The sequence below is a fragment of the Kitasatospora indigofera genome (assembly GCF_014655955.1).
Classification (GTDB): domain Bacteria; phylum Actinomycetota; class Actinomycetes; order Streptomycetales; family Streptomycetaceae; genus Kitasatospora; species Kitasatospora indigofera.
Map to the genome: position 1 here is coordinate 405337 of NZ_BNBO01000001.1, position 19468 is coordinate 424804.

Sequence of the window (19468 nt, forward strand, 5' to 3'; positions counted from 1 at the left end):
CCGGCAACCGGCGTCCCGGCCGGGCGCCGCGAAGGAGCTGCAGGATGACGACTCACGACGCACCGCCCGTGCGCGAGCCGGTCAGCGAGGAAGAGGCCGACGCCCTGCGCGCCCTGGCGGCCAGGGAACGCGACCGGGCGGCGACGCTCGCCGGCCTCCTGGAGGACATCGCCCTCAACGGTCTGCCGGCGCCCGAGGAGTGCCGGCCGTGGGAGGAGATCCGCGAGGAGCACTTCCGCCGGCTGGCCGGCGAGTAGCCCGGTCGGCGCTCGGTCCGGCCCTCACGCCGTTCGGCCGGTGCGCGCGCCGGCCCTCACGCGGGCGTGCGGTGGCAAGGGGAACCCTGCCGGGCCGCCCGAGGACCTGCCCCGGAGCGGTCAGAAGCTCCCGAAGACGGGGTGTCCGGCCGGCCGGTAGGTGTGGACGGCGACCCCGCTGCCGGTGGTGCGGGAGTCCTCCAGGCGGAACGTCGTGGGCGGGCCCCCGGCCGGGAACAACCGCTTGCCCCGGCCCAGGACGACGGGGTGCACGAGCAGGCGGTACTCGTCGATCAGGTCGAGGGCCATCAGCGACTGCGCGAGCGCCCCGCTGCCGTGGATCTGGATCTCGCCGCCGAAGTGCTGCTCCTTGAGTCGTGCCACCTCGCTCGGCACGTCCGCGCCGAGCAGCGTGCTGCCGGCCCAGTGGGTGCGGTCGAGGGTGGCCGACGCGACGTACTTGGGAAGGGAGTTGAGCCGGGTGGCGACCAGGTCCGCCGGGTCGGTGACCTGCGGCCAGTAGCCCGCGAAGATCTCGTACGTGCGACGGCCGAGCAGGAAGGCGCCGGCGCGGTCGACGACCTCCGTCAGGTAGCGGTTCAGGTCCTCGTCGGCGAACGGGACGAGCCAGCCGCCGAAGTCGAAGCCGCCGGCTCGGTCCTCCGTGCGACCGCCGGGGGCCTGCACGACACCGTCCAGGGTGAGGAAGGCCGTGAGGGTCAGCTCGGCCATGGGGTTGCTCCGTCCAGTCCGCTCCGGTGGGCCCGTCCAGCCTCGCAGGCCCGCCCCGGGCAGCCGCTGCGCGCCGCGCCGGGCACCCCGGGTGTCCACCCCGGACCGGGTGGCCGTCGCCGCGGGGCGCCGTACCGGCCGCCCGTGCTCCCCGCGCTCGCGCCGAAACCCTCGCCCCCCGGGCTCACACCGGCAGCCGCGCGGCCTCGCTCTCCAGCAGCGGCAGCAGCAGGTCGAGCGCGGCCGCGCGCGGACTCGCCAGCGGGCTGGGCAGGTCGAGCGACTGCAGACGTCCGCGCTGGACGACATGGGCGACGGCGTGGTCGATCTCGGCGGCCGCGTCCTGCGACAGGGCGGCCGCCAACAGCAGGGCGTCCCGGCACGGGCCGTCCGGCCGGGCACCGGTCAGGGCGCGGATCCGGTCGGTGCAGTCGGCGGCACGAGTGGCGGCGGCCAGCCCCGCGAGGGCGAAGCGCAGGGCCTCGTCGCCGCCCGCCCAGGCCGCGAGCAGGCTGGGTGCCACCGCCTCCACGGCGAGCCGCGGGGCCGCCTCGTCCGGCGTCTCGGCCGCGACGAGACCGTGCGCCGCGAGCCGGTCGGCGGCCGCGGCGGCCCGGCGGTCGGCGAGGGTCGCGGCCCCGGTGAGCAGGGTGACCAGCCGGGCCCGGCACGCCGAGGAGACGTCCGGCCGGAGCGCGACGGCGGCCAGCAGCGGGACGTGCAGCGCGCTGTCCGCGTCGCAGGCCCCGTCATACATCACGCTGTGGGCCAGGTCGAGGAGGACGTCGGGGTCGTCGTCGGGCAGTGTCGGCGCGGTCAGCCACTCGTCCAGCGCGTCACTGCCGGCCGCGCCGCGTTCGTGCAGCTCGCGGGCGGCCGCGTAGACCGAGTTCTGCAGCGGCGGCAGGAAGCGGCCGGTGTCCGCGACGGCCAGCGGCGGCTGCGGTTCGGCGTCCTCCTGGGGGGACGGGAACTGCGCGACGATCTGCCGCCGCAACTCCCGTGCGGTGGCCGGGTCCACCTCGCGGACCAGTGCGGACGGCCCGACCGGGACGGCGCCCGCCTCCGGGTACCCGGTGCCGTAGCCGACCCCGTAGCCGCCGAAGGTACGGGCGACCGTGTTGACGGCCACCCGCTCCCAGCCGTAGTGCCCCCCGGAGGCCAGGCCCTCGTCGTCGGCGAAGGAGATCACGTGCCACCAGCCGTCCACCTGCCGGCCCGCCTCCGAGGCCTGGTCCGGGTACACCAGGCGGGCTTCCTGGACGGCGACTTCCTGATGCCCACGGGCGCCCAGCGCCAGCACCACCGATCGGGCGGGCTCCTCGCCCGGTACCAGGAGATCAAAACGGTCCATCACGGCACTCCCCTCCACCCCGGCACCAGCCCCCGCTGACGGGGCCGGGACCAACCGATGCCCGGACGCAGCCGGGACCGCAGGAGAAGAGCGTAGGAGACGGGTCCGACAACCGGGCCACCGGCACCGGATCCCGGGACACCGGGGGCCGGGAGGTGAGATCCTGGGAGGTCCGGCCGGAGCAGGCGGCACGGTCGCCACGAGGGGGCGCAGTGCGCTCGCGCGGTCCGTCACGGGAGGCGCGCGGGCGGCGGCGCGGCGGCCGGTCCCGTCCGGTCACGGAGCGTGCCGGGGGCGGGTCGGTGGGCGCCGCGCGGGCCGCCGTGCCGTGCCGGCCGGACCCGGTCCGCCGGGGTGGTGCGGTGGGTGCGCTCAGTCCGGCAGCCCGGCCGTGGGCAGCGGGGTGTCCCAGTCCAGCAGGCGCAGCAGGTCCTCGTCGACGCCCGGTGCGGGCCGTTCGGAGTCGCGCGGCGGGGCGCCGGCGGGCGGGCGCCCGTCGGTGCGGCTCGCGGTGAGCCGGGCGCTCGTCACGGTGTTCAGCTCCGCCCGGGGCCGGCGCAGCGCCTCGTACCGCGCCAGGGCCGCGACGAGGGCTCCGGCGGGCGGGTGGTTGTCCTGGCCCGCCTCGCGCAGTGCCTTCGCCAGCACCACGGCGTCCTCCAGGGCCATCGACGCGCCCTGGCCGGTGGCCGGCGAGGCGGCGTGCGCGGCGTCACCGAGCAGGACGCTGCGCCGCCCGCGCCAGCGACCGCCGGGCGGGAGCTGGCTGGCGTTGGTCACCATCAGGCGGTCGGTGGTCGCCGCGACGATGTCGGCGGCGGGGGTGCGGTCGGGCCTCAGCAGTGCCAGCAGCTGCGCGCGCCACCCGGCCGGCCCGGTGCCGGCCAGCTCCTCGGCGCCGGCCGGCGGGCCCGGCACCCGCGCGAACCAGTAGGTCTCCCCGTCCGGTGAGCAGGCGTAGCCGAACGCGGCGCCGCTGCCGCGGACCATGGTGATCCGGTCCGCGGGCCCGATCGCCGGGGCGGGGGCGTCCTCCGTGTACCCGTAGAAGACGCGCTGGCCCGCGTACTGCGGCCCGGCGCCGTCCGGGTCGAGCTGCGAGCGGACCGCGGAGTGCAGCCCGTCGGCGCCCACCACCAGGTCCGCGCGCGCCGTGGCACCGTCGGCGAAGCGCACGGTGACATCCCCGGGGCCCTCGGTGAGGCCGGTGAGCCGCGCCCCGTGGAACAGCGGGATCCCCCGCCGGCGGACCTCGGCGCGCAGGGCCTCGCCGAGGTCGGCGCGGCGCAGGCAGCGGTACCGGGTGGGCGGGTGGTCGTGCTCCCCGAGCGGAACGCTGGCCAGCTCCCGGCCGCCCTCGTCCAGCACGCTCATCGTGCTGAGCGGGAAGCCGAGCCCGCCCACCGGCGCGGCGGCGTCGAGCTGGGCGAGTGCGCGCATACCGTTGCTGGCGAGGGTCAGGAACGCCCCGGCGTCGGCCCCGCCGGCCGGGTGCGCCTCGTGGACGGTCACGTCGAAGCCGGCCCTGTGCAGTCCCAGGGCCGCCGCCGCGCCGCCGATGCCCCCGCCGACGACCATGATCTTCGTCACTCCGGCGCCTCCCTCAGGTCCCATCCCGGCCGCCTCGGCCGGGGTCTGACGATGCCTCATCCGACGCTCCCGCCAAGGCCGTCCCGCCGTGAGCGTGTTCCCGTCGAGACCCTAGCCGCCCGCCGTTCCCGACCCGCCCGGAACGCTCCGGCCCGGCCGAAACCCGCCCCGGCGCCCCGGCCCGGTCCCGCTGCGCGACGGGGCGGGGGACGGCTGGTGACGGCCGGTGGGCGGGCGGTTCCGGGCGGTTCCCGGACGGCCTCGCGCGGGCGCGGGGCGGGTGCCGCCCGGTGCCTCCGGGGCGGACGATGCGGTGCCTGCCGGTGGGATGGTGCAGGATAAGGACATGTCTCAAAACGTTTACTTCGACATCACCATCGACGGCGAGGCCGCCGGGCGCATCGTCTTCCAGCTCTTCGACGACGTCGTGCCCAAGACCGCGCAGAACTTCCGCGAGCTGGCCACCGGCCAGCACGGTTTCGGCTACGCCGGTTCGGGTTTCCACCGCGTCATCCCCGAGTTCATGCTGCAGGGCGGTGACTTCACCCGTGGGGACGGCACGGGCGGCAAGAGCATCTACGGCGAGAAGTTCGCCGACGAGAACTTCACCCTCAAGCACAACAAGCCGTTCCTGCTGTCCATGGCGAACGCCGGGCGCAACACCAACGGCTCGCAGTTCTTCATCACCACGGTCCTCACCCCGTGGCTCGACGGCAAGCACGTCGTCTTCGGCGAGGTCGTCGAGGGCCAGGAGCTGGTGACCCGGATCGAGTCGCTCGGCTCCCAGTCCGGCAACACCCGCGCGAAGATCGTCATCGACGCCTCGGGCATCGTGGAGTAGTTCCGCGATCCGGCGGAGCGGTGTGCGGGCGGGCCCGGAAGGGCGACCCCGCCGCACCACGACCGTACCGGCCGGGCCATCGCGGACCGTCAGTGTCCGCGGCGGCCCGGCCTGCCTCGTTCCGGCCCGGCCCGGCCGGTGCCGTTCCGGTACGAACTGGCTCTCCGTGTCAGGGGTCCACCGCCTCCGTGCCGCCCTTGCCGTGCGTGCGTCCGGCCAGGGGTCGACGGCGGAGGCGACACCCCGGGACCGCCGTCGCCGCAGGTCCGTCCGGTGGAGTCGCGGCCGTTCCTCAGGGTGTCGACGGGCGACGAGGCGGCCCCGCCCCGATAGTGGGGAGGTCCGCCCCGGCGAGAGGCCGGCCAGATCTGGGGAGCCGGTTGATGGACCGTCCGACCGCTGTGCCGAACCACGGCTACTCGGAACACCGCTGGAAGGCGCTGGCCGGGATGTGCGTCGCGGCCGGCATGGTCTGGCTGTCGTTCGCCGACTTCGGGGTGGCCGTCCCGACGATCGCCACCGAACTGTCCGTCTCGCTGCCCGACCTGCAGTGGGCCAACAACGCCTTCAGCCTCTCCACCGGGGCGCTGGTGCTCGCCGCCGGCCGCCTGGGCGACGTGTACGGGCGCAAGCGGATGCTGGAGATCGGCCTGATCGTGATGGGCGCCGTCTCGCTGGCGACGGCGTTCGTGCCGGGCGTCACCGGCATGATCGTCGGCCGGGGTGCGATGGGTGTCGGCGCGGCGCTGATCCTGCCCGCCACGCTGGCGCTGATCCCGCCGATGTTCCCGCCGGAGGAGCAGCCCAGGGCCTTCGGAGCCTGGATGGCCGTCGCCTGGGTCGGCCAGGCGGCCGGCCCCGCCGTCGGCGGCGTCCTCACCGGCCTGCTCGGCTGGCGCTCCACCTTCTGGATCAACGCCCCGCTGGCCCTGGTCGGGCTCTGGCTGGTGCGCCGGGCCGCGCTGGAGTCCACCGACCCGAACGCCTCCCGGCACATCGACATCCCGGGCCTGCTGACCAGCGCGCTCGCCGCGTTCTGCCTGCTCTACGGCTGCACGGCCGGGCAGGAGGAGGGCTTCACCGACCCGCTGATCATCGGCCTGCTGGTCGGTTCGGTGGTGCTCGCCGCCCTGTTCGTCTACCTCCAGAAGCGCCTGTCGGACCCGCTGATCGACCTGCGGCTGTTCTCGTCCCGGCCGTTCTGCGGCGCACTGGTGGCCAACTCCGTCATGAACATCGTGTTCGCCGGTGTGAGCTTCCTGCTCACCCTGTACCTCCAGGAGGTACGCGGCTACGGCCCGGTCGCGGCCGGCCTCCTGCTCCTGCCCTCGACCGTCACCATCCTGCTGTTCAACCCGTTCGGCGGCCGGGTCTCCGCCCGGCGCGGCCCCCGGCTGCCGGTGATGACCGGCGTGCTGCTGCTGGGCGTCGGGACGCTGGTGGCCGCGATCATCGGCCGGCACTACAACTACGCGATCCTGGCCGCCGGGCTGCTGGTGCTCGGCGCGGGCCTGGGGCTGATGTCGATCCCGCTGTCCGACACCGCGGTGGCGGGGCCGCCGGAGGAACTCGCCGGGACGGCGTCCGGGATGTTCAAGGTGACCAGCATGCTGGGCGGGGCCTTCGGGGTCGCCGTGACGGTCGCCGTCGAGCAGGCCGTCGAGACCAACCAGGCGATCGACCGGGCCAAGGCCGCCGGCCTGTCCGACGCGGACGCCCAGCAACTGGGCAACGCCGTGACCGACTCCAAACTCGCCGATCAGATCCTCTCCTCCGTGGACCAGGCGACCAGCGACGCGATCACCGCCGCCTTCCAGGAGGTGGAGGCCATCGGCGCGGGCCGCGCCATGGGCCTTGCCGGCCTCCTCGCCGTGGTCGCGGCCCTCGCCCTCCCGCTGATCTGGCGGACCGGCAAGGCCGGGCGGGCCGAGCCGGCCGAGGCCGCCGCGAAGGTCAGCCCGACCGAGGCGCCCTGACCGGGCCCTCCGGGCTCCGGTGACGAGCCGGGGCGGGGCCACGGCCGCCGCAGCGCGGCAGCGCCCGCCGCCCCGCCGATCGCCCTCGACGAGGCGCAACGGTGCGGACGGACTGTGGGCGAGCTCGAAGGGTGAACGGGACGGCACGCTCCTGCACGTCGAGTGGAGGCAGCAGGCCCCTTCGAACCGGGGGAGGCTGGACCTGCCCGAGTCGCCGGCCGGCCCCTCGGGCAGCCGGCCCCGACCCACGCGTCACAGCTTCGCCATGTTCGGACGTGACGGACAACGGTGTCACACCCGGCAGTACCGATCCCGAAGCTCGGCGATGACGGCTCCCTCGGACTTGTTGACGGGGCCGTCCACAGTGGCCACCCGTTCGGCCGCATCGAGAAGATCGCTCAGATCCCCCGGCTCGGCGTCCAGGCGTCGCCACACCTCAGCGGGATCGATGTCGACCAGCCGGGCGAACTGTTCGTCGACCACCTGATGCTGATCCCGGACCAGCCTGACCAGGTGACGGATCAGCAGTGATTCGTCGTCGGTCTTCTTGTGGTCCGCCGCCATGACGAGCCACGCGACCCACAGCATCAACTCCGGGTGCCTGCTCCGCCTGCTCAGACCCTCGGCGATCTCGATCACCCGCGCCTCGTTGCGGAAGACGGACTGTGCGTGCCTCCCCGCGAGCAGCGTCGTGTAGCGGTTCAGCATCACCGCGAGGGGAACGCCGACCACGGGGATACCGATCTTGATGACGTTGCGCTGCAGGAGGAACTTCCCGACGAAAGGGAGCCCCTTCGCGGCGCTGAGCACCGCTCCGGAGTAGAACCGCTTGATCACCGGCCGCACCATGACCGGCACGAACTTGACCACGCCTTCGCGGACCACCTCACCGCTTTTGATGGTGAAGGCCACGCGTATGAGCTTCCACATGTCCTCGGGGTCGGACAGGTCGAGCGGGGTGCGATAGAGGACCGAGACGTCGTGGGCCAGACGCAGTTGAAGCCGGGTGATGAACGCGACATCGACCATCATGGTTGCTACGGCGGCAGGGACGGTCGCGGGCGAGGAGCCGCCGAGGCTCCCGAGCGTGGCGATGACGGCCGCCGAGTAGGCACCGGCCGAGAGCCCACCTTCGAGCGCGGCGTACCGGGCCGCCATCTTGATCCGCTGATCCACGACGGCATCCGCGGGTACGCCCCGGTACCGCTCCTGGAAGTACTGCCAGTCGACCTTGTCGGTGTAGGAGCTGAGGGCCTGCGCGCTGAGCTTGGTGAACCAGTTCCCCGACCTGATGTCGTCCGCGCTCAGCCCCTTGATGAACTCCCGTATCTCGGACTGCTCATGTTCGACGGCCTCCCGGTCGGCATCGTCGTCGCTGCCGGCGTCGACAGTGTCAATCGGAGCTTCGGTCATCGCGAGTTCTCCCAAGCGGCTCAGCGGTACAGCCATCGCGCCGGGTTCGGACAAACCCCGCTGACGTCTCGACACGGTGACCCGGTAGTCGGCGCATGTGCCGATGGACGTCCCGTTGAAGCTGCAACCCTAGCGCCTCATCACTCGGCCGTGGCCATCGCGACAATCTCCGTCGTGATCGCCGGACCAAAGGTCAACTGCCCCGTCCGGCAAGCAACCCGGAGTCCGTTCGGCATCGTGAACGGCACCCTGCCGAGCGTCGGCGAACCCGCAGGAGCACGCCAAGGATCACCAGTAGTCGGCCGTGGGCTGCCGGACGGCCGGGCCGCCGGAGTGCGGGCCGCGGACGTAGCCCTCCGGCGGGGTGGGCAGTGCGGCGACGCAGGCGGGCGAGCAGGCGTTGACCAGCAGCGGCAAGACGTCCGTGGCCACCCGGAGGGAGATCCACACCCGGCGCGGCCGGGTGGCCGGTCCGTCGCAGACGCTGCAGGGTCCGCCGGCGCCGGCGCTGCCCGCCTTCGGGTCGAGCGGCGGGAAGGGCGGCCGGATCTTCTCGTTCCCGTACAGCGCCCGGGTGCTGACGGTGCTCCGCCGTAGGACTGGGCACCTGGTCAGCTCGTAGGGGAACCAGTGCAGCCGGTACGAGGTGTACGGGTCGAAGGTCTCCAGCGAGGTCATCGCCCCGATCTCCGGCGGGATGCGCACGAGGTTGCTGCCGTACAGGCCGAACTCCCGGACGGCGGTCAGGCGTGCGATCGTCGGCGGCAGGGTGACGATCTGCCGGCGCTCCCCGGCGGAGAGGTCCCGCAGCGGGTGGAACTCCTCACGGCCGTCGGCCGCCGCCTGCTCGACCAGTTCCAGCAGCCGCAGCCAGCCGGGGGCCGCCGTGTCCTGCTGCTCGGTGTGGAACGCGACCCGTCGTCGGTTGGTCGCCCGGACCTGGTCGAAGCAGTCGCAGCGGTCCTGGTGGGCGCTGCGGCCCTCGGTCGTCGCCGGGGGCTGCGGGCTGCTGTTCATGCCGTCCCTCAGGTGGTCGTGGATTCCGGTGGGCGTGGCCGATGGGCCTCGTTGGTCATCCGTCGGCGAACGACCAGGGCGTCCCATGGGTCGTACCCTGCTGAGGGCCGGCGGCGACCAGGCCGGGCCGACACGGCCCTCCGCTGCTTCACCGCGTGTCTCTCAGCAGGTCCAACGGCGGGGCCGTGACTGATCGTTCCCGAGCCGGATGTGACAATCCGCCCATCCTGCGCCCCTGTCGGGACGCCCCGCGGCCACCCCATACTCCAGGTTCGGGCGGGACGGCGGGAGGGCCGCCCGCCGAGGCGAAGGGAAACACGACAGAGTGAGCGCGGCGGCTGCGGGGACATGGAAGCTCGGGGACAAGGAGGTCAACCGGATCGGCTACGGCGCGATGCGGCTGACCGGCAACGGCATGGCCGGGAACTCGGACGGCCCGCCGATCGACCGCGACCACGCCGTCCGCCTGCTGCGCCGGGCGGTCGACCAGGGCGTCAACCACATCGACACGGCCTCCTTCTACTTCTCCCCGCTGCGCTCGGCCAACGAGCTGATCAACCGCGCGTTGTCGTCCGGGCAGGACGACGTGGTCGTCGTGACCAAGGTCGGGCCGTGCCGCGATCCGTCCGGCGAGTGGCACGCCATGGCACGCCCGGGCCGGCTGCGCGGCCAGGTGGAGGAGAACCTGCGGCAGCTCGGCCGGGACCACCTCGACGTGGTGAACCTGCGCCGCAACGGTCCTGACATGCCCTCCGTCGCGGAGCACTTCGGCGCGCTCGCCGAGCTGCGTGAGGCGGGGCTGATCCGGCACCTGGGCCTCTCCAACGTCGGGCCCGAGCACGTCGCGGAGGCCCGGGCGATCGCCCCGGTGGTCTGCGTGCAGAACCCCTACGGACTCGACTGGCGCCGGGCCGACGACAGCGGCCTGGTGGACCTCTGCGGTGAACTCGGCATCGCCTTCGTCCCCTTCTTCGCGGTCGCCGGACTGCGCCGCGAGGCGGCCGCCGGGCAGGAGCGGGACGACCGGGTCCGGGCGGTCGCCCGCGCCCACGCCGCCACGCCGGCCCAGGTGCGGCTCGCCTGGACCCTCCACCGCGGGCCGCACGTGCTGGCGATCCCCGGGACGAGCGACCCGGCGCACCTGGACGAGAACATCGCGGCGGCCGCCCTGCGGCTGACCCCGGCGGAGATGGAGCTGCTCGGGGCGCCGGTCGCTGACGGGCCGTGATCCCATCCCCCCGCTCGCCGGCACCGCCCGGCGCGAAGGTGGCCGAGGGACGGAAAACGGCCAGGGCGCCGGCGGGCGGCCGTTCTAGGATCGGTCCGGTCCGTCCGCCGGGCACCGGTGCGGCGGTTGTCGAGGGGGATCCGGGGGCGCCGATGCGATGGCGACGGGGTGGGAAGGCAGCGTACGGGCAGGCCCGGGTCGCGCGCGAGCACGTCCAGGATTCGGCCGGGCCCCTCCCCTCGGCGGCGGCCGTGCCCCGTCGGTGGGGGGAGCGGGGCGAGCACTGGAAGGAGTGGCTGCGGCGCTCGCCGGGCGGGGTCGACCTGCTCGTCTGGTGGACGGACGCGGGCGGCGACATCCGCAGCCTGGTCGGGGACGCCCGGTACCGGGAGCGGCTCGCCGAGCTGCTGTCGCGGGCCTCGCCGCGCGACTGCGCGGCCCTCGGGCTCGGCTGCACCCGCCGGATCGACCGGTCCTGCCGGGAGCCCTGGACCTGCGCCCTCGACCCGGTGGGCCCGCCGGGCGCCGGGCCCCGTCCGAGCCGCTGCGGTCCGGTGCCGGGCGCCTGCGACGCCTTCACGGACTGCTGGACGGAGTTCGGAGTCACCGTACGCTTCACCGCCGACGACCGGCACCGGGCCGTGCACCTTCGGGACCGGGCCGACAGCGACCGGGTGAGCCTGTGGGTGGACGGGGTCCCGGTGGCGGAGGGGGCCTGGCTGGACGAGTCCGGCCGCTGGGTGGACGAGCGCCTCTACGTGGTCGATGCTGCGGGCCCGGAGGACCATCCCGAGCAGGACTTCACCTTCGGCCACCTCGGCCACGTGATCCTCTCGGTGGTCGTCCACGACGTCGAGCGGGCCACCACGCAGGTTCTCGTGCCGACCGCCGCGGAGAGCTGGACCGATCCGGTGGTGCGGCGGGACGGCGACACCTGGCGCCTCTACCCGCACCGGGCCGCCGTCGACGCCGGCCGGCCCGACCGCGTCCTCCCGGTCGAGCCGCCCGCCGGACCGGCCGGCGTGGTCCCGGCGGTCTAACCCCCGTGCCGGTGCGTGCCGCAGCGGTTCGCGAACGGCTTCTTGAGCCCCTGGACCTGGCGGAGTTCGGCCTGCCACCGGAGGTCGATGACGCCGCGTCGCAGGACGAAGAGCTGATTGGCCTGGCGGGCCAGCAGGGCGCGGTAGGCCTGGACCGGGCCGTCCGCCTCGGGGACCAGCTCCCGCACCAGGTCCTCCAGGAAGCAGAACGGGCAGCCCCACGTGAGGATGTTGCGGTCCCTCCCGACCCCGGCCGCCTCCAGCCCCCAGACCACGAGTCCGCCGTCCGGCCCGACCCCGATCACCAGGCCCTGCGTCGCCTCCTCCTGGCAGACCGCCAGGAGCCGGAGCCGGAACTCCTCGGGGTCGACCCCGCGGGCCGGCCCCACGTAGCGGGAGGCGAAGAGTTCGACCAGGCCGGTCAGGTGGGTCAGCAGGGTGAGGCCGATCAGCACCCAGGAGACGGGCACCAGCCAGCCGGGCCCCGTCGACCAGCCGACCGCGAGCCCGGCGCTGCACCAGAAGCCGGCCGCCAGCCGGTCGGTGAGCCGCGGTCCGCCGCTCCGGAGCCACACCCGCAGCACCGACCAGCCCGCCAGCACCGGTATCGCCAGTACGCCGAACGCCTGCCACCCGTCCATCGCCGCCCCCTTGCGCGATCGCGCGGCCGCCGGCCGCCCCCGGGGGCAGGATGCCCGTGCCGGTACCGGCGCATCCGTGCGGAGCTGACAATTCGTCAGTCGCACGGCTGTGGAAAGCCGTTGCCTTCGGACGGGTCTCGTCTCAGCGCCGGGGCGCGGCCGCGGCGACCGCCAGCACCAGGGCGCCGGCGAACACGGCGTCCCGGGCGGCCGTGGCGACACCCCAGGGCGGTGCCTCCGGCCGGGGCCCTCGCCTCGGCCGGACCTCGTCCTCGGGGTCGACGGTGAGGGTGACGGGTTCGCCGACGTCCGGCCGCTGCCCGGCGGTCTCGGTCCTGAAGCTCCAGCGTGCGCCGTCGGGCCCGACCACGTTGTAGTAGAAGAGCGGCCCCGGATCGAGGCCGGCCCCGTCCCCCGACTGCCAGTGCCGGCCCACCACGCCGGGTACGGTGACCCCGCGGTCGTGGAGCACCTGTTGATCCGACCAGAGCCAGGTCAGCACGCCGAAAGCCGCGCCGCCGAGCAGCACGGCGGCCGCGGCGAGGTACAGGAGCGCGGCCACCCCGGTGGGCGGGTCCAGGTCGCGGGCGGTCCAGGCGACGGACCCGATCAGTGCGCCGCAGGACGCCACCGCGATCACGAACCGGACCACCGGGTTCCCGTCGCTCAGCCGGTCGACCGTCACGAGCGCCCAGGATCCGCCCAGTACCAGTCCTACCTGTACGCCGAGGGCCAGGACGAAGCGGACCACGGCGCCGGGCGCCCCGCCACCCCGGATGTCGAAGTCCTCCGTCATGCCACCAAGGGTGACCATGGTGTTGCGAACGGTCAAGGCCCGGACGGGGTGCGGGGTTCGGGTGCGTGGCCCGAGGGGTGCGGTCCGGCGGCCCGCGGAGCCCGTCAACGGCCGGGCGCTGCCCCGCCGTACCGACACGGGACGACAAGGGTGGTGTTTGGCAGGGGAGTTGCGGGGCAGGCGGAGCGCAGGCAGGCGGCGCGGTCCGGATGGCGGAACCGCATCCGGGTGGCCACTGCCGAGGCTCAGACCCGGCCGCCGAGACATCACTCTCCGGCGGCCGGGGAGCCGGGGTCCCTGCCCCTCACGGGACCGGGCCCGGCGGCGAAGACCGGCAGCGGCAGCGGGCCAGGTGCCGGTCCGGCCGGGAATCCGCAGTCAGGGCCGGCGGGGCGCCGGTCAGGCGGTGGGAGTCTCCTGCTCGGCCTCGACCTGGGCGTTCCACTCGCGCTTGGAGGACTGCCAGCCGTCCTCGTTGTGGCCGAGCCGCCAGTAGCCCGAGATCGACAGGTCCTCGCGCGGAATGCCCTGCTCGACCCGCAGCTGCCGGCGCAGCTCCTTCACGAAGCCCGCCTCGCCGTGCACGAAGGCGTGCACCCGGCCTGCCGGGAACTCCAGCGCTCGGACGGCCTCCACCAGCGCCTCGCCGAACGGCCGGTCGCCGCGGTGCAGCCAGACCACCTCGGCGTCGGTGGCGATCTTCTGCTCCTCCTCGGGGCCCGCCACCTCCACGAAGGCGCGGACCACCGCGCCGGCCGGCAGGGCCTCCAGTGCGGCGGCGATCGCGGGCAGGGCGCTCTCGTCACCGGCCAGCAGGTGCCAGTCGGCGGCCGGGTCCGGCGTGTAGCCGCCCCCGGGGCCGTTGAACCGCACCACGTCGCCGGGCTGCGCGCGGGCCGCCCACGGGCCGGCCAGGCCCTCGTCGCCGTGGACGACGAAGTCGATCGCGAGCTGCCGCAGCTCCTGGTCCCAGGAGCGCACCGTGTACGTCCGCGTCACCGGCCACTGCTCACGGGGGAACTCGGCGCGGATCCGCTCCAGGTCGAACGGCTCGGGGTAGCTGACCCCCGGGGCCGGGAACAGCAGCTTCACGTAGTGGTCGGTGCAGGTGTCCGCGCTGAACGCGGCGAGCCCGTCGCCGCCGAGCACGACTCGCTGCATGTGCGGGGTGATCCGCTCGGTGCGCACGACCTCCGCCGTGTGCGGCTTGCGGATCCTGCGGGGCGGTTGCTCTGCCATGGTGCGCTCCCTCGATAGCACGTAAGTTCGCCAACGTAACACCTCCTGCTGGTGATCACCTGCTACGGGTCCTCGGTTGCCGCGCGCCCCTCCGGTCACCCGGCGGCTCCCGGGCCCACCGTGCTGACAGGCCGTCGGCCGGCCTCCGCCGGTGCGTACCGCCGTACGTGGCGGGGTTGCGCCGGGCGGGTGAGCCACCGGGGTTGCGCGGCCGCACATCGCGCCGGGGTGTGGGTTGCTGGGAGCCGCGCGGAGCACTCCGCTCCCGCGATCTCCCTTTCGCAACAAGGAGTTTCCTGTGCGCAGAAGACTGCTGACCGCCGCCGTGCTGGTCCTGGCCGCCGCCGCGGCTACCGCGGCGCCCGCCCACGGCACGGCCCCGGTCCGGTCCGTCACCACCACCGACGGCCTGGCCCGGGAGGGCCTGCGGTCCGTCGGCCTGACCGACGACCAGCGGCTGGTCGAGTTCCCCGTCTCGAACCCCGACCGGGTCCGGGTGATCGGCCCGGTCGACGGCCTGGCCGGTGACCAGCGTCTGGTCGGCATCGACTACCGGGTGCAGAACGGACTGCTGTACGGGGTCGGCGACCAGGGCGGGATCTACACCCTGGACGACGGCACCGGCTGCGCGACCAAGGTCTCGCAGCTGACCGTGGCACTCCAGGGCAGCTACTTCGGGGTCGACTTCAACCCGGCCGCGAACCGCCTGCGGATCGTCTCCGACACCGGCCAGAACCTGCGCCACAACATCGACGACCCGGCCGGTGCACCGGCCGCCGGCACCACCGCCACCGACGGCACGCTGACCAATCCCGCCGTGCCCCCGGCCACCACCGGCACCACGGCGCTCGGGGTGACCGGGGTCGGTTACACCAACAACGACCTGAACGCCGCGACCGCCACCACCCTCTTCGCCGTCGACACCACGCTCGACCGGGTCGACCTGCAGTCCCCGGCCAATGCCGGCACGCTCGCCCCCACCGGCCTGCTCGGTGTCGACGCCGGACCCGACGCCGGCTTCGACGTCTACTACTCGCCCGGCCGGGGGACCAACCACGGCTACGCGGCCCTGGAGGCCGCCGGACAGCGTGGGCTCTACCGGGTGGACGTCCTGACCGGCCGGGCCGTCGCCCTCGGCAGCTTCCCGGCCGGCGCCCGGGTGGTCGACCTGGCCCTGCCGCTCGCCCAGGACTGACGGTGCGGGACCTGACGCTCCGCTGAACTCGCGCGGCGGCCGGCAGCCGGCCTTGCCCGCGTACTGAGTACCCCCCCGCGGCCTGGAAAGGCCGACGGACGGGAGCCGCCCACCGTCTCCGGTGTCGCGAGCGGCCCCCGCCCGGCGCGTCCGGCGTCTGCCTTGAGAACACCGCCGGATGCACCCTGACTTCGAGACGGCCCCCGCGCCGGATTGGTGCCGGACGGGACGAATCCGTCCACGGCCCGCCGGGCCCGTGCCGGTCACCCGCCGCTCCGCCGTCGCGCCCCGGCCTCCGCCGAGCCGGCCCCGACGGCCCGCCGTGAACCGGCCGCCCGTGAACCGACCGTCCGTGAACCGGCCCGCCGTCCCCGGCCGTGGCCGTCACCGCGGCCGTCCCCGGCCGCCGCTGTCACCGCCGCCCCGCCGGGTACGGTCATCCGTGCGGCGGTCGGTCCGCCTCGGCCGCCCCCGCGACGGGGCTCCCGCCGCCGTCCCCGGGCCCGGCCTTCGTGCGCTCCGCGGGAGCGGCCATCGCCCAGCGGATCGCCCGGGTGACGCCGTGCCCGAGCAGCGGCACCGCGGTCCGCTCGACCAGCGGCAGCCGGGGCAGCCGCAGTTCGGCCCGGGCCCAGCCGGGCAGCAGGGTCACGGCGCCGGCTGCCAGCGCGGTGTACGCGGGGCGGGCCGCCAGCGGCAGCGGCGGCCGCAGCAGCAGGTACCGCGCGGTGTCGAAGGCCTCGTCGGTGGCCCGCAGTTCGGGCCGGTAGGCGTCGATCAGCACGGCGAGTTCACGTTGGTCCCGGGGCGGGTCGACGACGCCGAGCGCGGCGGCCACCCGGGCGGCGTCCGCGACGTACCCGTCGTACCCCGCGTCGTCCAGCGGCCGGGCGCCGTAGCGGCGGTGGGCCCGGAGGAAGCTGTCGACCTCGGCGGCGTGCACCCAGCCGAGCAGGTGCGGATCGGCCGCGTGGTACGGCTGCCCGTCCGCCGTCGTGCCGCGGATCCGCTCGTGGACGGCCCGCACGCGGTCGACGGCACGCCGGGCGTCCTCGGCGGTGCCGAAGGTGGTCACCGCGAGGAAGGTGCTGGTGCGCTGCAGCCGGCCCCAGGGGTCGCCCCGGAAGCCCGAGTGGCCGGCCACGGCGGCCATCGCGACCGGGTGCAGGGACTGCAGCAGCAGGGCGCTGAGTCCGCCGATGAACATGGCGGCGTCACCGTGCACGGCCCGGACGGGGCGTTCCGGGCCGAACCACCGGGGGCCGGGGGTGTCGTGGATCCGGCTGCGGTTGGCCGGACCCTGCGGACCGGCCACCCGCGCGAACAGCTCGGCCCCGAACCGTCGCCGGACGGCCTCCAGGGCGGGTATCGCGAGGGAGTACGCGCTCACGCCTGCCACTGTAGGCCCGTGGGTCCGCCGAGGGGAGCCGGTCCGCGCACCGGGGCCCGTGCAGGACCGCCCGCGGGGCACCGGCCCGCGCCTTCGGCCCCGCCCTGGCCCTGCCCTGCCGTCCCGGCCCGGCCCGGCCCGTCGTCCCGCCCCGCCTCAGCCCTCGGTCCAGCCGTGCCTGCGCCCGAACTGCAGCAGCCCGCGCCGCACCTGGAGGATCTGCTCCCCGGTCAGCGTCGGCGCGCATTCCATCAGGAGTTCGGTGACCTCGTACCGGAACTCCTGCGCGGTCAGCACGTCGCACAGGGAGTCGTCGTCCTCGCCGGCCACCGCGGGTGCGGTCCCCGCCGGAGCCGCGGGCTGGGCGGCGGCCCCGGCGGGCAGGCGCACCGAGGAGGCCTTGAGGCCGCGGTCCCCGTCCTCGATCTCGAACTCGACCGCCAGGCCCGAACGCACCGCGGCCTCCGGGATCAGCATGTCGTTCGCATGCAGGAAGACGTCCTCCCCGCCGTGGTCGGGGGCGATGAACCCGTAACCCCGAGCACTGTCGTACCGCACCACACGACCGGTAACCACACGAACCCCCACCAACAGCGAAACCGAAACCGAAACCGAAACCGGCACTGGCACCGAAACCGAAAACCGACACCGAAACCGACACCCGGGCCCTGTGCCCGAAAACCTCCGCCGAACAGTAGTCCAGTCCGAGCCCGGGCCCGAGGCCGGGCAGTACCTAGGCCGGGTCGGGCACGGCGGCCTCCCCGGGCCGGCCGTCGGTGGCGCCGGCCCGGCCCCGGCCGGCGCTGCGTGCGCGCTCGGCCCAGGCGGCCACCGGCGGGCCCGCCGCCCCCAGGGCCGCGAAGAACGCGCCGAGCAGCAGCCAGCCCGCGTGGCCGAGCCCGAGCACGGCGGTCGTGAGGATCACCGGGGCCAGGGCCTGTCCGGCGTCGAAGCAGACGCCGAAGAGGCCCTGGTACTGGCCCTGGGCGTGGTCGGGGGCGAGACCGAAGCCGAGTGCGAAGCCGGCCGACGACTCCCACACCTCGCCGAGGCTGTGCACACAGACGGCGAGGACGGCGAGCGCCGGTGCCGTCCAGGACGGGACGTCCGCGGTCAGGGCCATCAACGGGCAGCTCACCAGGAAGAGCAGTCCGGCGAGGCGGAACGCCCGGCCGCCCTGGCGCGGCGTCTCCACCCGGGAGCCGATCCTGCTCTGGAGCAGCACGCACACGCCGCTGTTGACCGCGTAGACCGCCGCCACCGTCCAGCGGGGCGCGTCGGTGCGGGCGGACAGCCAGATCGGCAGCAGCAGCGAGACGGTCTGGTACTGCAGCCCCATGGCGCCGTAGAGCGCGGCGAAGGTCAGGAACGGCCGGTCGGACAGGACGGTCCCGCGGTGGTGCTCCTCGGGCCTGGGCAGCGGCCGGTAGTCCGGGACGCGGGTCAGGCCGATCAGGGCGGCGCAGGCGAAGCTGGCGGCGTTGGCCAGGATGAGCGCCGTGTAGGCCGGGCGGGTGCCGGCCGAGACGGCGAAGGCGGCGCCGACGGTGCCCAGGACCACGCCGAGATTGACGAAGGTGCGGAGCCTGGCCCGGAAGGCGGCCGGGCGTTCGCCCCCGGCCCGGGCGATCAGCGCCCCGCCGGCGGCGCCGCTCGCCGTGGCCGCCAGCCGGTCCAGGGTGGCGACGACGGTGAACGTGACCCAGCTCTGGATGAGGACGAAAGCGGCCATCGTCACGGCCTGCGCCGCGAGGGAGGTCAGCCAGACCGTGCGCGGTCCGTACCGGTCGGCCAGGTTCCCGGCCGGGATCCCGGCCAGCAGACCGGTGAGCCCGGCGATCGTCAGGCCGGCCCCGACCTGCGCGGCGGGCAGGTGGACGACCAGCGTGAAGTAGAGGACCGCGGCGGTGTTGAACAGTCCGTTGCCGACCCGGCTGACGAAGCTCGCGGCGATGAGGGCGCGCTGCGGACCGCTCGGCGCCGGCACCTCCGGCTTCCGGTGCCCGACGTCGTTCCCGATCATGCGGTCAGGCTAGCAGCGCCCCCGGAGGCTTCCGCCGAGTGGTCGGGGCACCTGGTGTGCGCGCCTCGTGCCGGGGGAATCCTGGGTCCAGGGGGTGGGGCGGTGGCAGCGGGGAGCGGGGCCGAGCGGTACGAGATCCACAGGGACGGGAAGTGGCCGGCCCTCGCGGGCGGTGCCTTCGCCGTCGTGCTCGGCATCCTGGTGCTCAGAATGCCGTGGCACGACGGATTCCTGCTCTCCCAGGTGTTCCTGTGGGCCTTCTGCCTGCTGTGCCTCGCGGGCGGCGGGCTGGCCGTGTTCGCCGTCGTGACGAGCGCCGCGAGGCCCGAGATCCGGGTGGACCGGACCGGGTTCCGGGCACCCGCGACCGGGTTTCGCGCGGACTGGCCGTCCGTCCGGCGGATCGAGATCGGCACCGTCGAACTGCGGCAGCGGAACTTCCTGCAGCCGGCCGGCACCCCGTTGCCCCGGCGCCGGGTGATCCATGTGGTCTGCGAGGGCCGGCGGTACGAGTTCCAGCTCGTCCGCGAACGCCTGCTCCCGGTGGAGGGGATCCGGGCCGGCATCCAGCGGTTCGCGGGCGAGGTGCCCGTCCAGGTGCTGGAACTGATCGAACGTCGCGAGGAGTGGAACGTCCCCGGACCGCGGGGCTGACCGGCGTCCCCGGCCCTCCGCGCGCCGGGCTCCCGGGCCGGGCGCTGGTCCGCAGGCGTGCTCCCGGGCGCCGGCCGTGTGC

The 19468-nt window shown here is 74.7% G+C and carries 18 protein-coding genes; 7 read left to right on the forward strand and 11 right to left on the reverse strand.

The genetic code is table 11. From position 1 onward, the window contains the following. Positions 1-44: 44 nt before the first annotated feature. On the forward strand, positions 45-257 hold the full coding sequence (locus tag IE329_RS01880; protein ID WP_190208950.1) for a hypothetical protein: 213 nt from the start codon (positions 45-47) through the stop codon (positions 255-257). Positions 258-377: 120 nt separating this feature from the next. Here the strand turns inward: IE329_RS01880 and IE329_RS01885 are convergent, their stop codons facing one another. The 3 genes from IE329_RS01885 to IE329_RS01895 all read right to left on the reverse strand — a co-directional run bounded on the left by IE329_RS01885 (position 378) and on the right by IE329_RS01895 (position 3933). After that, positions 378-989 (reverse strand): dihydrofolate reductase family protein, encoded by a 612-nt coding sequence (locus tag IE329_RS01885; protein ID WP_190208951.1) that lies wholly within the window; start codon positions 987-989, stop codon positions 378-380. 184 nt (positions 990-1173) lie between these two features. After that, positions 1174-2343, reverse strand: coding sequence for a hypothetical protein (locus tag IE329_RS01890; protein ID WP_190208952.1), 1170 nt, complete (start codon positions 2341-2343; stop codon positions 1174-1176). 372 nt (positions 2344-2715) lie between these two features. Continuing rightward, positions 2716-3933, reverse strand: coding sequence for an FAD-dependent oxidoreductase (locus IE329_RS01895; protein ID WP_229927088.1), 1218 nt, complete (start codon positions 3931-3933; stop codon positions 2716-2718). Between the two features lie 346 nt (positions 3934-4279). On the opposite strand from IE329_RS01895, the gene IE329_RS01900 reads away from it, so the two are divergent. Beyond that, positions 4280-4774: a peptidylprolyl isomerase gene (locus IE329_RS01900; RefSeq protein WP_190208953.1), complete on the forward strand. Its 495-nt coding sequence runs from the start codon at positions 4280-4282 to the stop codon at positions 4772-4774. A 383-nt stretch (positions 4775-5157) separates the two neighbouring features. After that, positions 5158-6750 carry an MFS transporter gene (locus IE329_RS01905; protein WP_190208954.1) on the forward strand — a complete coding sequence of 531 codons (1593 nt, stop codon included), beginning with the start codon at positions 5158-5160 and terminating at the stop codon, positions 6748-6750. Positions 6751-7041: 291 nt separating this feature from the next. Here IE329_RS01905 and IE329_RS01910 read toward each other — a convergent pair whose 3' ends face one another. Then, complete coding sequence (locus IE329_RS01910; RefSeq protein ID WP_190208955.1) at positions 7042-8163, reverse strand: tellurite resistance TerB family protein; 1122 nt, start codon at positions 8161-8163, stop codon at positions 7042-7044. Between the two features lie 288 nt (positions 8164-8451). After that, positions 8452-9180 (reverse strand): leucine-rich repeat domain-containing protein, encoded by a 729-nt coding sequence (locus IE329_RS01915; RefSeq protein WP_229927089.1) that lies wholly within the window; start codon positions 9178-9180, stop codon positions 8452-8454. Between the two features lie 325 nt (positions 9181-9505). Here IE329_RS01915 and IE329_RS01920 point away from each other — a divergent pair, with 325 nt between their 5' ends. Continuing rightward, complete coding sequence (locus IE329_RS01920; RefSeq protein ID WP_190208956.1) at positions 9506-10408, forward strand: aldo/keto reductase; 903 nt, start codon at positions 9506-9508, stop codon at positions 10406-10408. Between the two features lie 251 nt (positions 10409-10659). Continuing rightward, the gene (locus tag IE329_RS01925) at positions 10660-11448 is read left to right on the forward strand and encodes a hypothetical protein (protein ID WP_190208957.1); all 789 of its coding nucleotides are present in this window, start codon (positions 10660-10662) and stop codon (positions 11446-11448) included. Here IE329_RS01925 and IE329_RS01930 read toward each other — a convergent pair. From IE329_RS01930 to IE329_RS01940, 3 genes are all read right to left on the reverse strand, one after another. Next, on the reverse strand, positions 11445-12089 hold the full coding sequence (locus IE329_RS01930) for a hypothetical protein (protein ID WP_190208958.1): 645 nt from the start codon (positions 12087-12089) through the stop codon (positions 11445-11447). The genes IE329_RS01925 and IE329_RS01930 overlap by 4 nt on opposite strands. Positions 12090-12231: 142 nt before the next feature. Next, the gene (locus IE329_RS01935) at positions 12232-12885 is read right to left on the reverse strand and encodes a hypothetical protein (protein ID WP_190208959.1); all 654 of its coding nucleotides are present in this window, start codon (positions 12883-12885) and stop codon (positions 12232-12234) included. 399 nt (positions 12886-13284) lie between these two features. Next, complete coding sequence (locus IE329_RS01940) at positions 13285-14124, reverse strand: siderophore-interacting protein (RefSeq protein ID WP_190208960.1); 840 nt, start codon at positions 14122-14124, stop codon at positions 13285-13287. Between the two features lie 298 nt (positions 14125-14422). Between IE329_RS01940 and IE329_RS01945 the strand changes: the two genes are divergently transcribed. After that, the gene (locus IE329_RS01945) at positions 14423-15319 is read left to right on the forward strand and encodes a DUF4394 domain-containing protein (protein WP_229927090.1); all 897 of its coding nucleotides are present in this window, start codon (positions 14423-14425) and stop codon (positions 15317-15319) included. A 436-nt stretch (positions 15320-15755) separates the two neighbouring features. Here the strand turns inward: IE329_RS01945 and IE329_RS01950 are convergent, their stop codons facing one another. The 3 genes from IE329_RS01950 to IE329_RS01960 form a co-directional block, all read right to left on the reverse strand. Then, positions 15756-16709, reverse strand: coding sequence for an oxygenase MpaB family protein (locus IE329_RS01950; protein ID WP_373311039.1), 954 nt, complete (start codon positions 16707-16709; stop codon positions 15756-15758). A 156-nt stretch (positions 16710-16865) separates the two neighbouring features. Continuing rightward, positions 16866-17285 (reverse strand): cold-shock protein, encoded by a 420-nt coding sequence (locus tag IE329_RS01955; RefSeq protein ID WP_190208961.1) that lies wholly within the window; start codon positions 17283-17285, stop codon positions 16866-16868. 157 nt (positions 17286-17442) lie between these two features. Continuing rightward, positions 17443-18732 carry an MFS transporter gene (locus IE329_RS01960; RefSeq protein ID WP_190208962.1) on the reverse strand — a complete coding sequence of 430 codons (1290 nt, stop codon included), beginning with the start codon at positions 18730-18732 and terminating at the stop codon, positions 17443-17445. Between the two features lie 102 nt (positions 18733-18834). Here IE329_RS01960 and IE329_RS01965 point away from each other — a divergent pair, with 102 nt between their 5' ends. Beyond that, the gene (locus tag IE329_RS01965; RefSeq protein ID WP_190208963.1) at positions 18835-19386 is read left to right on the forward strand and encodes a hypothetical protein; all 552 of its coding nucleotides are present in this window, start codon (positions 18835-18837) and stop codon (positions 19384-19386) included. The last annotated feature ends 82 nt before the right edge of the window (positions 19387-19468 follow it).

Bases quoted from the DNA above. Each gene is read 5' to 3' on its own strand.
- IE329_RS01930 (WP_190208958.1), bottom strand. From the start codon at position 12,089: ATGGACGGGTGGCAGGCGTTCGGCGTACTGGCGATACCGGTGCTGGCG.
- IE329_RS01940 (WP_190208960.1), bottom strand. From the start codon at position 14,124: ATGGCAGAGCAACCGCCCCGCAGGATCCGCAAGCCGCACACGGCGGAG.
- IE329_RS01885 (WP_190208951.1), bottom strand. From the start codon at position 989: ATGGCCGAGCTGACCCTCACGGCCTTCCTCACCCTGGACGGTGTCGTG.
- IE329_RS01900 (WP_190208953.1), top strand. From the start codon at position 4,280: ATGTCTCAAAACGTTTACTTCGACATCACCATCGACGGCGAGGCCGCC.
- IE329_RS01890 (WP_190208952.1), bottom strand. From the start codon at position 2,343: ATGGACCGTTTTGATCTCCTGGTACCGGGCGAGGAGCCCGCCCGATCG.
- IE329_RS01905 (WP_190208954.1), top strand. From the start codon at position 5,158: ATGGACCGTCCGACCGCTGTGCCGAACCACGGCTACTCGGAACACCGC.
- IE329_RS01960 (WP_190208962.1), bottom strand. From the start codon at position 18,732: ATGATCGGGAACGACGTCGGGCACCGGAAGCCGGAGGTGCCGGCGCCG.
- IE329_RS01915 (WP_229927089.1), bottom strand. From the start codon at position 9,180: ATGAACAGCAGCCCGCAGCCCCCGGCGACGACCGAGGGCCGCAGCGCC.
- IE329_RS01935 (WP_190208959.1), bottom strand. From the start codon at position 12,885: ATGACGGAGGACTTCGACATCCGGGGTGGCGGGGCGCCCGGCGCCGTG.
- IE329_RS01910 (WP_190208955.1), bottom strand. From the start codon at position 8,163: ATGACCGAAGCTCCGATTGACACTGTCGACGCCGGCAGCGACGACGAT.
- IE329_RS01880 (WP_190208950.1), top strand. From the start codon at position 45: ATGACGACTCACGACGCACCGCCCGTGCGCGAGCCGGTCAGCGAGGAA.